Origin of the sequence: Chryseobacterium sp. 'Rf worker isolate 10', assembly GCF_050753305.1 — a bacterium.
GTDB lineage: Bacteria > Bacteroidota > Bacteroidia > Flavobacteriales > Weeksellaceae > Chryseobacterium.
In genome coordinates this window covers 1-15,680 of record NZ_JBOZOF010000003.1, presented here as the reverse complement: position 1 = coordinate 15,680, position 15,680 = coordinate 1, and the positions used below count along the sequence as shown (strand labels likewise).

Here is a 15,680-nt window from a genome sequence, read left to right as displayed (position 1 = left end):
GAATTTTTAAAATTTATATCCTATTGATAATCTCCAGTTACGCGGAGCATTGTAGATCCATGCATATTCACCTGCATCTCCTCTGTATCCGCTGTACAGTTTTTTGTTAAGAACATTATTCAAGATTAGGTTGACATCAAATTTTTTAGCAACATAAGAAACCCCGAAGTTGGTATCGAAATAATCCGGAAGGCTCTGATCTTTTGCGGCATTTACTCCAAACCAGGATTGTCTTCCTCCCTGATACTGATAACCTGCTGAAATTCCGAAACCTTTTATAAGCCCATTTTCGAACCTATAGCTTAGCCAGGTATTCTGTACATTTTTTGCATTTCCCGGAGACTGAATTCCAATTCTTGTCGGATCTGTATCTTTGATGGTTTTTGCATCTGTATAAGCATAGTTGATAACAATGTTCAGGCCTTTGATGATTTCTCCTTTGATATCAGTTTCAAAACCTCTTGCTCTCTGTTCGCCTGTAGCAACCTGAAAAGGATTTCCTCCATTTTGTTCTTTAGCTCCGGCAACAAGAATATTTTGTCTTCTGATTTCATATACAGCAAAAGTAGAGTTCCATTTTCCTCCGAACCAGTCTTTCTTCAATCCGAATTCAATGTTCTGTCCTCTGAAAGGATCTGTGATCTGAGTATTATTAATTCCTACTGCAGATTGTGGAACAAAAGTTTTATCATAGATTCCATACACAGAGAAATCGCTTAGGATAGAATAGCTGATTCCCACTCTCGGCGTGAATTCTCCTGCTTTGTTTTTAGGAATAACATTTCCCGGTGAATAGTATGGATATCCGGCATAAGTAGTACCGCTTGTGTATCTTCCTGCTAATGTTATTCTTAGCTTGTTGTTAAACATTTCGATCTGATCCTGAGCATAATATGAGGTATATTTTACACCTTCATCATCATAAAACGGAGCAGATGGGTTTAAAGTGTAAAAATCAGAAGAAGGAAGTTTGGAAGGATCTACACCATAGTTGACATTATAAATATCAATTGGGAATGGACCTCCTGCAAAAGATGAAAAGTCTGCATTGTACTTTCTGTCTCCGTAATCGAATCCTGCAATAATTTTATGTACAATATTTCCTGTATTAAGCTTTCCTCTTACATACGTCTGGAAAATATGGTTCTTTCCTTTAGCCTGCCAGTTGCTTACTGTTCTGTTTAAAACATTTTTATTGGTAGGGTCAAAAGTTCCCCACCATGAGCCCCCGTCGTAATTCAGGTCCATATAAGCATACTGTGTGCTCCAAACCCAATCTTTGAAAAGCTTTTGGTCTAAGGTTAAAAATAAACTCTGATCTTTTACCTCGGTTTTCTTGAAATTAGGATCATTAAAGTTGGTATGTACATTCAGTGAAGCGTATCCGTCGTTAGACATCAGGTAAGCTCCGGGCTGATTGAATTTTAAATACTGATAATTGTATTGAGCCGTAAATGTAGTAGTCTTTGTTGGTCTGAAAGTGATGGAAGGAGCAACAATAATTTTGCTTGTTTTATCATTTTCCACCCATGAATTGTTAGAACTACCCATTAAGTTGATACGGTAGTCTAAAACCCCGTCTTTTACAAGAACTCCATCCAGATCGGCTTCCCCTCTGAAGAGGTTATAACTTCCCGTTGTGAAACGTACACTATTGGCAAACTTTCCGGTAGGTTTTTTAGTTACCACATTATAAAACCCAGCTGGATCTCCCATAGAGCCCATAAATCCGGCAGGACCTTTTACAAATTCAATCCGGTCTATGATAGATGCATCAGGATTGATGGGTCCCCATGTAGAGGAAACATTCATTCCATTCATAAAAGTGGCAATACTTGCCCCTCTCATGAAAACATTGGAGTACACATTGTCCCAGTGTTCCACCTTTCTTGCCCCGCTCACGTTACGAACAATTCCTTCAGACATGTTTAAAGTCAGCTGATCAGCAAGAACCTGAGAACTTATAGACTGTACATTCTGAGGAAGCTCAAGAATCGGAGTCTGGATTCTCAGAGAACCGGAAACCTCATTAAGCTTATACTTCTGATAATATCGTCCGTTAACAACTACTTCTTCAATATCGTTGGATTTGATGGTGTCTTTTTTTTCCTGTGCAAAACTTAACATGGAAGTTAATAATGCAGCTCCTATTGTTATTCTTTTCATTGTTTATAAGGGGAGTAATTATTTTTTACTCTACAGTTAAAATTTATAAGTAAAGCTTCCTAATACATTGGCAAGTGCCTGGGCATTGGCAGTAGTATATCCGCTCCAGTAATGTTCGTTGGTAAAGTTGTCTACTTTTACCCCGATTCTGAATTTTTTGGTATCGTAAAATGCATTAGCATTCAGTACCAGATATTTTGGAAGGATGAAAGTACCCATCGTCGTAGAATTCACAATCTTGTTGTCGCTTGCGTAATTTCCTCCAACTCCGAATCCAAGTCCTTTTAGTTTCCCGTCAAGAAACTGGTAACTTGCATTGAAGTTAACCAACCATGGAGATGATGCCGTAGCGGGTCTTCTGCCGATTACCGTATTATCAGCTTCTGTATATTTCATATCGTTATAGCTTACTCCGGCAATTACAGAGAATCCTTTGATCAGATAGGCGTTTGCTTCCAGTTCTACTCCCTGGCTTCTTAGTAAGCCAGCCTGGTTTTGTACAGCCTGTCCTGTTCCTGTCATTTCACCCGTATTCAGAAGGGTGTTTTTTACCTGGATATTGTAGTAGCTTAGCGTTGTAGTAATTCTTCCTTTGATAAGGTTTGTTTTGATACCACCTTCAAACTGATTAGCTTTTTCAGGAGTTGAAAGGGTCACATTTCCGGCCTTGTCTGAAGTATAATATCCATTTACGGTAAAGCTGTTCTGATAATTTCCAAATACGGATAATTTCTCAGGAAGAATTTGATAAACTAGGCCAAATTTTGGTGACCATGCTCCCTGTTTGTATTCGGCTGTTTTATTTTGTCCTACCTGTCCGCCTCTGTAGTTATTCGTTTCATACCGTAATGAAGTAAGAATGTTAAGACCGGTTATAGGAGTAATTACATTGGAAATATAACCACTGTAAGTATCTTTTTTACCAGCGCTTATATAGGTGTTGTTTTTCTCAAAATCAGGCTGTTTTCTCAGGTTGTCATACATTGCTCCCAATGTCTGTCCATTCATATTAGAATAATCTGTACCCGTGAACGGAACCCAGTCAAAATTGGTGAACATAAAGTATTGGTTATCATTCAGTCTCATATAATCGAAACCGGCAACCGTTCTGTTTCTTACACTTCCGATGTTGAAATCAAAATTGAAGTTCTGCTGAACCTGAAAATACGTTCTTTTGCTGTCTTTAGTTGACTGATCTGCTCTTACAACTCCCAATTCTGTATCTGTAGGAATTCCTGTTACCATGCCTTTCGGAGCAAAATAGAAATAAGGATTAAATCCGTCTGAATAAGAATAAGAAGTGCTTACATTCGTAGAGGATTTGATATGCTCATTAATCTTATAGTTCACCTGCCCAAAGAAGTTTCTTGCTTTACCAATAGTTTTAAGGCCTTCTCCTGTGTAAGACTGCTTATAGTTATAACCTAGCTTTTCCAGCTTATCCATACTGTCTGCACCAAGCTGTGCGCTCGGAACATAGAAAAAGAATGCTGTTTCAGGATATGAATTGGTTTCAAACATTTCCAGCTCCGCATTGATCTCCAAATTATCCGTAGGACGGTAAGTGATGGATGGAGTAAATGCGTAAAATGAGTTCTTTGCATTGGTTCTCTGAAAAGTTCCCTGATTGGTATAAGCTGTATTTAATCTGAATAATAATTTTTTATCTTTCGTAAGAGGAGCATTTACATCTGCCTGAACTCTGTAGTAATTATAACTTCCCCCTGCTAAAGAAACAGCACCTGCAAAAGTTTCGAAGGGTTTTTTAGTCACTCTGTTCACAACACCTCCGTAAGAAGTCACATTACTTCCGAATAATGTTGCAGAAGGACCTTTTAAAACTTCAATTCTTTCTACGTTAATAGCATCCATAGAAGTAGTAATAGGAGCAACCATACCATTCCTGATGGAGTTTCCGGCTACAAAACCTCTTAAATTAAGATAAATACCTCCATCTCCGGCTCTGTTTGTAGCGCTCCACATTTTCTGTGCACCCGCCACATTCCTGAAAGCATCATCTACGGTAAATAGCAATTGGTTTTCCAGCACTCCTTTGTCAATAGAAGAATATACCTGTGGATCCTCTATTGCTTTTAAAGGCATTTTGTTGGAGTATTCACTGTCTTTCTTTACATATGTATTGATGATTACTTCGTCAATGCTTTTAGTGGTTAAAGAATCCTTTTTTTGGGCAGAAACCAGCATTGTTCCCAGTGCAGAAGCACAGATCAGTACATTTTTCATGAAAGTCAAATTTTTTGCAAATATATTATTTTTAAGTATTCTAAATAAATAATAAGATTGATATTTATCATGAAATGTTATATAATGAATAACAAAAAACCGCTCTAGCCAATGCCAGAGCGGTTTTTATATGATTTTATTAAAATTTTCTTAAGCTGGGATTTCTCCTTTGTATAAGAAAGAAATAATCTCTTTGTTTAATTTGTCGATCATTTCACTGAATAAGTGGAAAGATTCCTGTTTGTAAATTACCAATGGATCTTTCTGTTCGTAAACAGCTCCTTGTGAAGATCTTCTTAAGTCGTCCATCTCACGAAGGTGAAGTTTCCAGTTTTCATCGATAATTGATAAAGTGATGTTCTTTTCGAAATCGTTCACCAAACTTTCACACTGAGTATCATAAGCTTCTTTAAGATCAGCTACGATAGTCATTGTTTTGTGTCCGTCAGTGAAAGGAACCTGGATCATTTTGAACATAGAACCTTGATTTTGATATACATTCTCAATGATTGGGAATGATTTCTCTTTCAATAGGTTCAGTTTCATTTTGTAATCTTCCTGAGCCGCCTGGAATAAGATATTAGTAAGATCCTGAACATTCTTGTTATTAAAATCACTTTGGGAAACCGGAGATTCCATGGTGAAGGTTTTAATGATTTCGTATTCAAAATCTTTATAACTTCCTGAAGCCTTTCCTTTCGCAGCGATAGAATTGGCAACATCAAAAATCATATTCGTGATGTCATATTTCAAATGGTCTCCGAAAAGAGCATTCTTTCTTCTCTTATAGATTACGTCACGTTGTTTGTTCATTACGTCATCATACTCAAGAAGTCTCTTTCTTGTTCCGAAGTTATTTTCTTCTACTTTTTTCTGAGCTCTTTCAATAGACTTGCTGATCATAGAATGCTGAATTACTTCACCTTCTTTATGACCCATTCTGTCCATCATTTTAGCAATTCTTTCAGAACCGAACAAACGCATTAAGTTATCTTCAAGAGATACATAGAACTGAGAACTTCCCGGATCTCCCTGACGTCCTGCTCTACCTCTTAACTGTCTGTCAACACGTCTTGAGTCGTGTCTTTCTGTACCGATGATCGCTAAACCTCCAGCTTCTTTTACTTCTTTAGAAAGCTTAATATCCGTACCACGACCTGCCATGTTTGTTGCAATCGTTACAACTCCCGGCTGTCCTGCTCCAGCTACAATCTCTGCTTCCTTCTTGTGAAGTTTCGCGTTCAATACCTGGTGTGGAATCTTTCTTAACTGAAGTGCTTTTGATAATAACTGAGAAATCTCAACAGAAGTAGTACCTACAAGTACAGGTCTTCTTGCTGCTGTTAATTTTTCAATTTCTTCAATTACAGCGTTATATTTTTCTCTATTGGTTTTGAAAACCAAATCTTGCTTGTCATCTCTTAAAATAACTCGGTTGGTAGGAATTACCACAACATCTAATTTGTAGATCTCCCAAAGCTCTCCAGCTTCTGTTTCAGCAGTACCTGTCATCCCCGCAAGTTTGTTGTACATACGGAAATAATTCTGAAGCGTGATCGTTGCAAAAGTTTGAGTAGCAGCCTCAATTTTTACATTCTCTTTCGCTTCGATCGCCTGGTGAAGACCGTCAGAATAACGACGTCCTTCCATGATACGACCTGTCTGTTCATCAACGATTTTTACTTCACCATCAATCACTACATACTCATCATCTTTTTCAAATAATGTGTATGCTTTCAATAGCTGGCTCATTGTGTGAACACGTTCAGATTTTTCAGCAAAATCTGAGAAAAGTCTCTCTTTAGCTTCAAACTCTTCTTCTTTAGATAAGTTTTTAGCTTCTAATTCAGCAATCTCAGTTCCGATATCCGGAAGTACAAAGAAGTTTGAATCTGAGTTTCCTTGAGACATGTACTCAACACCTTTGTCTGTAAGATCTACCTGATTATTTTTCTCTTCGATTACGAAGTAAAGATCTTTATCCACAATCGGCATATCACGGTTGTTGTCCTGCATATACTGCGCTTCAACTTTCTGAAGCAATGCTCTGTTTCCGCTTTCCGATAAGAATTTGATTAATTGTCTGTTTTTTGGAAGACCTCTGTATGCCTGAAGCAATTTGAATCCACCTTCTTTTGTATTTCCTGCAGCGATTAATTTTTTCGCTTCATTAAAAATAGCAGAAACCGTTTTCTTTTGTACTTCAACAATTCTGTCGATAGAAGGTTTAAGAACATCAAACTCCTGTCTGTCTCCCTGAGGAACCGGACCAGAGATGATCAAAGGTGTTCTTGCGTCATCTACCAATACAGAGTCAACTTCATCCACGATCGCAAAGTTCAGTTCTCTTTGTACCAATTCTGAAGGTGATGTCACCATGTTATCTCTCAGATAATCGAAACCGAATTCGTTATTCGTTCCGTAAGTAATATCCGAGTTGTATGCTTTTCTTCTTCCGTCTGAGTTCGGCTGGTGGTTATCGATACAATCGATAGACATTCCGTGGAACTGATAAAGAGGACCCATCCATGCGGAGTCTCTTTTTGCAAGGTAGTCGTTCACGGTTACAACGTGTACTCCTCTTTCCGGAAGTGAATTTAAGTAAATAGGTAATGTTCCTACCAAAGTTTTACCTTCACCGGTTGCCATCTCGGCAATTTTACCACTGTGAAGAATAACCCCTCCGATAAACTGAACATCATAGTGGACCATATCCCAAACTACAGGAGTTCCGGCAGCGTCCCATGAGTTTTTCCAAACAGCTGTGTCTCCCTGAATGCTAACGAAATCTTTTCCTGCAGCAGCCAGTTCTCTGTCCCAGTCACTAGCAGTTACACGGATTTCTCCATTCTGAGCCCATCTTCTTGCCGTTTCTTTGATCAATGCAAAAGCTTCGGGAAGAACCTGAATCAGAACTTTTTCTTCAATTTCGTATGATTCTTTCTTTAGAGACTCAATTTTTGTAAAAAGAGCTTCTTTTTCGTCAACATTGGTTGAATTTTTTATCTGCTCTTTTACCTGTTCTATTTGAGCTGTAATCTTGCTGGTTGCAGATTTTATATTCTCTTTAAACTCAGCCGTTTTTTGTCTCAACCCATCATCCGACAATTGTTGGATGTTAGGTTCTACAGCTTTGATTTTTGTTACAACTTTTTTTACTTCTTTTAGGTCCTGCGCTTTCTTGTCTCCCAAAAACCCTTTAAGAACTTTGTTTAAAAAACTCATAAATTTTTTGCTTTATGCTTAATGCAAAATGCTTTAAGCGTTTTAAATAACACTTATCGTGTAAATTAATATATAAAAAGGGCAAAAAAGCTCTAAGCACGCAGCCTAAAGCTTATCGCTTTATTAATATTCGTCCTCGTTCCAAAGGAAATCCTCATCAGTAGGATAGTCACTCCATACTTCTTCGATAGATTCATAAATTTCTCCTTCGTCTTCAATAGCCTGAAGGTTTTCTACTACTTCCATAGGTGCACCAGTTCTGATTGCGTAGTCGATAAGCTCTGCTTTTGTCATTGGCCAAGGTGCGTCACTTAAATATGAAGCTAATTCTAATGTCCAGTACATAATTTTCTAATTTTTTGCAAAAGTATAAAAATAGGTTGTATAATAAACTTTTTTATACTTGATTTTCAATTCTTTTTATAATTTTTTCTTATAAATGGCTGGCACAAACTGGCTGGCAGCTGTGTCAGCAATTTACTTAATGTCGTTTTCTCAAAAACCATTCCACAAATTTTTTTATGCCATTTTGGAAGTCAGTGGCCGGTTTGTACCCTATTAAATCCTTTGCTTTGGTAATATCGGCATTCGTTTTTGTGACATCTCCCGGCTGCATTGGCAGAATTTTTTTAATGGCAGTTTTTCCAAGTGCCATTTCTATTGTGTTTACCATCTCAGATAAAGTGATTACCTGGTTTTCGCCCAGATTAAGGATCTCATAAACGCCGGAATGAGTTTCCAGATAAAGGATAGACTTGGTAATTCCATCAATAATATCATCTATATAAGTATAATCTCTGGCAGTGCTTCCATCCCCATAAAAAGGAATTTCCTGATCTTCTGAAATTAGCTTTACAAACTTGTGTATAGCGAGATCCGGCCTTTGTCTTGGCCCATATACAGTGAAGAATCTAAGTTGGATGATATCTATATTATATAATGAATGATAAACATGCCCTATAATCTCACCGCTTTTTTTGGTAGCAGCATAAGGTGAAATAGGATTATCTACATTATCAGTCTCTGAAAAAGGAATCTTTTCGTTGTTTCCATAAACACTTGAAGAGGAGGCGCAAATAAATTTTTTAATATTGAAATCCTTACAAAGCTCCCAAAGATTCATTGTTCCGCGTACATTTACTTCTTCATACTCCAGAGGACGTTCGATAGAAGGGCGTACACCAGCAAGAGCTGCCAGATGAACCACCATATCAATAGGATGATTTTTAAATATATTTTCAAGGCCTTTTTTATCCCGGATATCCTGCCAATAGAGGGAGTATTGATCAGAATGGGTGAGGGAAGCCAAACGTTGGATATCGGTTTCCTTTTCAGAGAATTCAAAATCCGAAATTTTGCCAATTGACTCTAAAGTATTTTTAATTTTTACCCGATAGTTGTAGAAATCATCAAAATTGTCAATGTTTATGACAGAATGTCCATTTCTCAACAATCGTTCAATTAAATGGGAACCGATGAACCCACTACCGCCTGTTATAAGATAAACCATTTGTATTTTTTATTAGTGCAAAAATATAAATTTTACTTTTGAAAAATATAATCATTAAATTTACTTAAAAAAGTAATATAAATATAATATGCAGTTTCAAGGGCAAATTTTAAAAATGACAAGCTTCGACGCCAAGCCAATCCAGTACTATCTCAATCTTTCAGGAGATCTGATCCACATGAATGAGCTGTTTGGGAAGGAGTTAAGCATTAAACATACCGGATTCCAATGTGTAAATTGCGGACTCAATAAGCCTATTTATAGAATGGGATTCTGCAAAAGCTGTTTTTTTGAAAGTCCTTATGCCAGTGATACCATTATCCGTCCGGAGCTTTCTACAGCACATTTAGGCGTTGCAGAGCGTGATCTTGAAGTTGAAAAACAAATTCAGCTGCAGCCACATACTGTTTATCTTGCTTATACCGGAGATGTAAAAGTAGGGGTAACCAGAAATACACAAATTCCTACAAGATGGATTGATCAGGGTGCGACTTTTGCATTACCTATTGCAAGAACAGAGAACCGTTATGAAGCGGGAATGATAGAAGTTGCTTTGAAAGATCATTTGCAGGATAAAACCAACTGGAGAAAAATGCTTCAGGATGATTTTGAAGGAGAAATTGACCTTGCAGATTTCAGACAGAAGATTAAAGAATATTTCCCTGAAGATTTTCAGAAATTCTATAGCGAAGGTGAAGAATTGTGGGCGTTCGACTATCCTTTTGAAAAACCGGAGAAAGTCACTTCATTTACTTTAGACAAAAAACCTGAATTTAAAGGAAGGCTTACAGGCATTAAAGGACAGTATCTTGGATTTGAAGGAGGAAATTTCATCAATGTAAGAGGACACGAAGGATACGTGATCGAACTTGAAATAAAGAATTGATCTATACAATAAAGTAAGAACCAAATCACAAAATATGAGGAAATGGGTTAAAAGACTATTGATAAGTTTCGGGATCCTGGCAGGAATTCTTCTTGCCGCGAATTTCGGACTGAATATATGGTTGAAAACCCAGCTTCCTGACTATATAAAAAAGAATACAGCTTATAAAGTTTCCTACAAAACCCTGGATGTAGATTTAGGAACAGGAAATATCTTTGCAACACAAATTTCCGTTAACAGTAAAGATCCGCAAAATACAGATGTTATTGGTTTACAGGGAACGATTGATACCCTGAAAATAAGCCGTTTCGGGATTTATGATGCCATTTTTAATAAAAGAATAAGCTCATCTGATCTGCTTTTGGCAAAACCTAATCTAAATGTTATCCTTGCAAAACCTGTTGACCATAAAACCGGAAAGAAAAGAAATCCGTTCTTATTCGAAAATATCAGGATCAAAGATGGTAAAATTGCTGTTTTCAGACATTCAAAACAAAAATTTTTATCAGTACAGAAACTGAATCTGTTTGTAGAAAACTTACAGATGACGGAAGAATCTGTAGAAAATAAATTGCCCATCGTATTTGACAGATACAGTATTAAAGGAGAAAGATTCTTTTTCCGCCCGGATGAAACGTATGCTATTACCATCAGTACTATAAACACACGTGATGGGCAGATGTCTGTTGGGAATTTCAGACTCACTCCGCTTCTTTCTTTTGCCCAGTTTAAAAAGTTTTATCCTAAAAAAACTCAATTATTTGAATGTGTCATTCCAAAAATGGAATTCAAAGATGTGATTTTGAATAAAAATAAAGTCTCTCTTACCAATGCTGATTTCCAAAACCCAGCTTTTACAGTATATAAAACAGGAATAAAAGCTAAAAAGAATGAAAAAAAATCAAACTTTGAGGTTGATTTAAAAAATATAAAACTGAATAATGCCGTAGTTCAGATCAACAAACCTGATGGGAATAAACTGTTGTCTGTTGGAAATCTTAACTTAAATATCAATCAACTTAAATTTGATAAAGAAAGTTCAGAGCAAGTCATTCCTATCGGATATAAAGATTTTCTGCTTTCAGGAAGAGATATTGTATATTCCAATCATCAGAATATTGTCATTAGAAGTCTGGCTCTGAAACCTACAAACGGTGAAATTCTGGATGTTGTACTCACACCGGGTTCTTCTGCAGCTGGAAAATCAACAATAAATTTGAAAACAGATCATATTGCTTTTCATATCAATAAACTCGAGTTCGTTGATAAAAAACTGAATCTGGATCTCAAAGATGTTCTCGTAAATAATATAAACGGCACCATCAAAGCAGGGGAAAAGAAACAAAATAAGACTTCTGAACCCGGAATCATACAGTCTGTTATCGTAAGGAAAATGTCTTTGAAAAACTCAAATATTATTTATGATAATGGGAAAGAACCGTTGGCTTTTCATGATTTGAATGCCACTGCAAATAATATTGAATTATCCCCCAAATCCAATCAGCCAGGACTTTCTTTTAAGGTAAAAGACTATTATGTAACCACCAGAAATCTTGCTTACAAAACGAAATTCTATAACATGAGCCTTGGGCTTCTGAAGCTGAATAAAAATAAAATCCAAATCAACAATTTTGCTATGAAACCTCTCGTTTCAAGAGCCCAGTTTATCAAAATGATACCTGTTGAGAGAGATTTATACGACTTGAAGGCCGGACAAATAACCGCAGAAGGAGAGTGGGATCTGTTTTCTCATAATAAAATGGTGAACGCTTCCCATGTAGGCATTGAGTCTGCAAACGCTAATATTTTCAGAAGTAAAATCCCGAAAGACGATCCAAAAATAAAGGCGTTGTATTCAAAAATGCTTCGTTCAATCAAAATTCCAATGACAATTAATAATCTTGATCTGAAAAATTCCGTCTTGGTATACGAAGAAGATACTCCGGAAAGTATGGGACCTGGAAAGTTGACATTCAGTAACTTTAATATGAATGTCAAAAATCTGAATTCTGCTAAAACAAAAGGGAAACCCACAAAAGTGGATATTAAAATCAACTGTTCTTTCATGAACCTCTCACCACTTTCCGTAAACTGGAGCTTTGATGTAGCTGATCAGAACGATGGGTTTGCAATCTCAGGAAAAACAACCAATCTTCCTGTCAGCGGAATCAATCCTTTTATAAGACCTTATCTTCATGTGACGGCAACTGCGGGAACTATTCAGGAAATGCTTTTTAATTTTAAAGGAAACCCTGCCGGATTACACGGAACCTTTAATCTTAAGCATAAAGATCTTAAAATTGCAGTTTTAAATAAGAATAATCATGAGAAAAAAGGCTTTCTGACGGCTGTGGCCAATATTTTCATAAAATCAGATTCTGGAAGTTTTCCAGAGTCTGTTGCAGTAGAAAACGTAGAACGTGATCCCACAAAGTCTTTCTTCAATCTCTTCTGGAAAGGAATTGAGCAGGGATTAAAGAAGACACTGATAGGTGTAAATGTAGAAAAAACAGAAAAGAAAGTGAAAAATGCAGTTTCATCGGTAAAAGAAATGAAACAGTCCGTAAAAGAAATAAAACAGGAGATCAAAAATAAAACCTCCAAACCGAAAGAAGAGAAAAAAGAAAAGAAAGGTTTTCTGAACAATATATTCGGAAAAAAAGAAAAATCTGAAGAATAATTCTTTAAACCATTAAGATCGAATCATTACTTGCCGAGCAAAACAAACAAAAACAAGTTTTTAATTAAAACAGTCTTAATGGTTTAAAAAATAAATATAAGAAAGATCGGTTAAAAATTGAATTCATCACTTTCCAAAACAGGAATATCCCTTAGAAACTTATCAAACTCTTCACCCGGATAATTGCTGTCCGCTCCATAAGAATCTATGATCATTCCACGATTTCCGGCACCATCCTTTACCACATAAAGTACGGCATTATCATCAGGATTACTGTCTCCCTCGAAACGGTAAGTTTTTAAAATCACCAGTTCAGCGGGCTGATAAACCTTATCAGAGTTTTCAAACTTCATTTCACACTTTTCATTCATCCTGAATTCCCTATGTATTCCTCTTTCAGAAAGCGTTTTCATCACTTGGCTTAAGGTCGTCATTCTGTCGAAGTTTTCTTGGTTTTCCATAATAATATTTTTGTTTTTAAGTACAATAATTAAACCATTGCATTCTTTAAATATAAGAAAAATAGCAGATTACAGTTTTCTTAAAAATAAAGTTTAATGTTAACAAAATTTATAATTTAAAAAAATAAAATAGGTATACTTTTTGCAATGGTATCAATAATAAATCAGAGAAAATATGAAAAAAGAAGTTGGAGTTTTACTGGCAGGAGGAGTAGGTCTTTTGGCAGTATTAGGCTTAATTAGTATTAAAAAAATTTTGACAAAAAAAGATAAAAAATATAGTGATTCCTATTCGGATTATCACAGACACTTTGATGAAAAGAACCACGACGATGAAACACACGGAGTGGAATTTTACGCGCTGAAGTAGTAAAAAGATATATTTAATTATGTTTAAATCCGGCACTTTTGAAAGTGCCGGATTTTTTTGTGGAAAACTTTAATGTTAAAACTCATTATTTTATGAAAATTCCACTCTAATTTTACATCAGAATGCAAAACGAAAAATTTATAAAAGGTCAGGGAGCTCAGCGAAACGTTGTCAATCGTTTCGACAGGTATACCTATGAGCCTGAAGATGAAGATTTCGAATCCATAAAGACCTCTTTCACTGAAGTATTTCCCAAAACAATTGTCAATCAGGTCAAAAGCGAAGACCTTCCGATGGAATATTCCATGAATCCCTATCAGGGATGCGAACACGGATGCTCTTACTGTTTTGCAAGACCTACTCACGAATATTGGGGCTATAGCGCAGGAATTGATTTTGAAAGAAAAATCATGGTAAAGAAAAATGCTCCCGAACTCCTGGAAAAGTTTTTTCAAAAGAGAGGCTATAAAGCAGCCCCGATTTTGTTGTCCGGAAACACAGATTGCTATCAGCCGGCCGAAAGACAATTCGAAATTACCAGAAAATTACTGCAGGTTTGTCTTGATTACAGACACCCTGTCAATATTCTGACAAAAAACGCACTGGTACTAAGAGATCTTGATATTTTAAAACCGATGGCAGAACAAAATTTGGTTTCCGTTTCTTTAAGCATTCCAACAATCAATGAAGAGCTGAGACGAAAAATGGAACCAAGAACAAGCTCTGCAAAGAATAAACTAAAAGCCGTCGAACTCCTTTCCGAAAACAATATTCCCGTACATGTAATGGTTGCTCCCATTATTCCCGGGCTCAATAGTGATGAACCATTGAATATATTAAAGGCTATTTCTGATGCAGGAGCATTAGGATTCGGATATACCTTGGTAAGATTAAATGATACCGTTGAACCTGTCTTTGTGAATTGGATTGAATCCCATTTTCCGGACAGAGCACAGAAAGTATTAAATCTCATCAGATCTATGCGTGGTGGAAAACTGGGTGATAAAAGATATTTTGAAAGACAAAGAGGAGAGGGTAATATCGCCGAAATGATTCACACCACCTTTAAGATTGGCAGAAAGAAGTTTTTTGAAGGTAAAGAATTCCCAAAACTTTCTACAGCCAACTTTACCGGAACCCGAGAGCAGCAATTGAGATTATTTGATTAATCATAACTTTGAAGTAATTCTGCTTATTATATAATATATGGTATAGATGGAATTTCATCTTCCTTATTGTAATTTCCAATTTTTCCTACCAACTCTCGAACTCCCGAACATTCTCAGGAGCTTCATCCTGCTATCCATTCATACTCCTCGCGCCAGTGCTCTCCGACGCTCAAGCCAACCCACTTTCCCACGCAATCTGCGGGGTAACCATTTCTATCAGGGCTAGGGAAGGGGTTATGAATGATGAATTATGAATTATGAATGATGAATGATGAGTTTCAGGGTATAGTGATTTGGGTTATTGTGTTTCGAGTTCCTAGTTTCGGGTTGTGGAGTTCAGGTTGTAGTGAGTCTGACGTTTTTAAATCTATCATTCCTATACAATAACCAGTGTAGAGATATGCGGCTATCCTGCTATTCCCATTGTGTCATTTCACAGGAATCCAGACTTGTTGATGAGAATTGTAAAGGAAGTAAAATTATAGTATAGTGTCTGGGTTTTTTCAGCAGTAAGTATTAGCGGTGTCATGCTGAGCTTAGTCGAAGCATTTTACTTACGGTGAATATTCTGGTATTTTAATTTTATGGAAAGAGTTTTGTCCAAACTCCTACTGAGTGACAATGCTGTCCGGGACATAGAATAGCTGTATTCTGTATCATCGACTTTTCTCTTATATATATTATATCCATTATCCTCTGTGCCAACCCAAGCGATCTGTGGTTCATTGTACCTGGCGATTCAATAGAAACGGACTATAACCTTGAGCTTAGACGAACGAAGCCTGTTTGATGAACACAAATCATTCAGCTGGCTTTATCCCAAACCTAGAAAAGAATATTTCTAGAAAGATATCTACTATTATATATAGGTATACCTTTCATTACTCATTACTCATTACTCATTACTCATTACTCATTACTCATGAAAAACCCTCCCACGCTCCAATTCTCAAACCCTCCGACCTCTCT

The 15,680-nt window shown here is 36.6% G+C and carries 10 protein-coding genes; 4 read left to right on the top strand and 6 right to left on the bottom strand.

Annotated features, from left to right (window positions below; genetic code table 11):
* Positions 1–6 precede the first annotated feature (6 nt).
* The 5 genes from LKL37_RS14400 to LKL37_RS14380 form a co-directional block, all read right to left on the bottom strand.
* Positions 7–2,166: a TonB-dependent siderophore receptor gene (locus LKL37_RS14400; protein WP_431611224.1), complete on the bottom strand. Its 2,160-nt coding sequence runs from the start codon at positions 2,164–2,166 to the stop codon at positions 7–9.
* A gap of 36 nt (positions 2,167–2,202) precedes the next feature.
* Positions 2,203–4,410, bottom strand: a complete 2,208-nt coding sequence (locus LKL37_RS14395; RefSeq protein WP_431611223.1) for a TonB-dependent siderophore receptor — start codon at positions 4,408–4,410, stop codon at positions 2,203–2,205.
* A 150-nt stretch (positions 4,411–4,560) separates the two neighbouring features.
* Positions 4,561–7,635, bottom strand: a complete 3,075-nt coding sequence (gene secA, locus LKL37_RS14390) for a preprotein translocase subunit SecA (RefSeq protein ID WP_431611222.1) — start codon at positions 7,633–7,635, stop codon at positions 4,561–4,563.
* 123 nt (positions 7,636–7,758) lie between these two features.
* Entirely contained in the window at positions 7,759–7,980 is a 222-nt protein-coding gene (locus tag LKL37_RS14385; protein ID WP_002662059.1) for a DUF2795 domain-containing protein, read from the bottom strand.
* A 136-nt stretch (positions 7,981–8,116) separates the two neighbouring features.
* Positions 8,117–9,145, bottom strand: coding sequence for a GDP-mannose 4,6-dehydratase (locus tag LKL37_RS14380; protein ID WP_431611221.1), 1,029 nt, complete (start codon positions 9,143–9,145; stop codon positions 8,117–8,119).
* Positions 9,146–9,233: 88 nt separating this feature from the next.
* Between LKL37_RS14380 and LKL37_RS14375 the strand changes: the two genes are divergently transcribed.
* Both LKL37_RS14375 and LKL37_RS14370 read left to right on the top strand, forming a co-directional pair.
* Positions 9,234–10,031: a DUF2797 domain-containing protein gene (locus tag LKL37_RS14375; RefSeq protein ID WP_431611220.1), complete on the top strand. Its 798-nt coding sequence runs from the start codon at positions 9,234–9,236 to the stop codon at positions 10,029–10,031.
* A gap of 34 nt (positions 10,032–10,065) precedes the next feature.
* Positions 10,066–12,711, top strand: a complete 2,646-nt coding sequence (locus tag LKL37_RS14370) for a hypothetical protein (RefSeq protein ID WP_431611219.1) — start codon at positions 10,066–10,068, stop codon at positions 12,709–12,711.
* Positions 12,712–12,821: 110 nt separating this feature from the next.
* Here LKL37_RS14370 and LKL37_RS14365 read toward each other — a convergent pair whose 3' ends face one another.
* Positions 12,822–13,172 carry a hypothetical protein gene (locus LKL37_RS14365; RefSeq protein ID WP_431611218.1) on the bottom strand — a complete coding sequence of 117 codons (351 nt, stop codon included), beginning with the start codon at positions 13,170–13,172 and terminating at the stop codon, positions 12,822–12,824.
* A gap of 175 nt (positions 13,173–13,347) precedes the next feature.
* On the opposite strand from LKL37_RS14365, the gene LKL37_RS14360 reads away from it, so the two are divergent.
* On the top strand, positions 13,348–13,542 hold the full coding sequence (locus LKL37_RS14360) for a hypothetical protein (RefSeq protein WP_089693543.1): 195 nt from the start codon (positions 13,348–13,350) through the stop codon (positions 13,540–13,542).
* A gap of 122 nt (positions 13,543–13,664) precedes the next feature.
* On the top strand, positions 13,665–14,711 hold the full coding sequence (locus LKL37_RS14355; protein ID WP_431611217.1) for a PA0069 family radical SAM protein: 1,047 nt from the start codon (positions 13,665–13,667) through the stop codon (positions 14,709–14,711).
* Positions 14,712–15,680 lie beyond the last annotated feature (969 nt).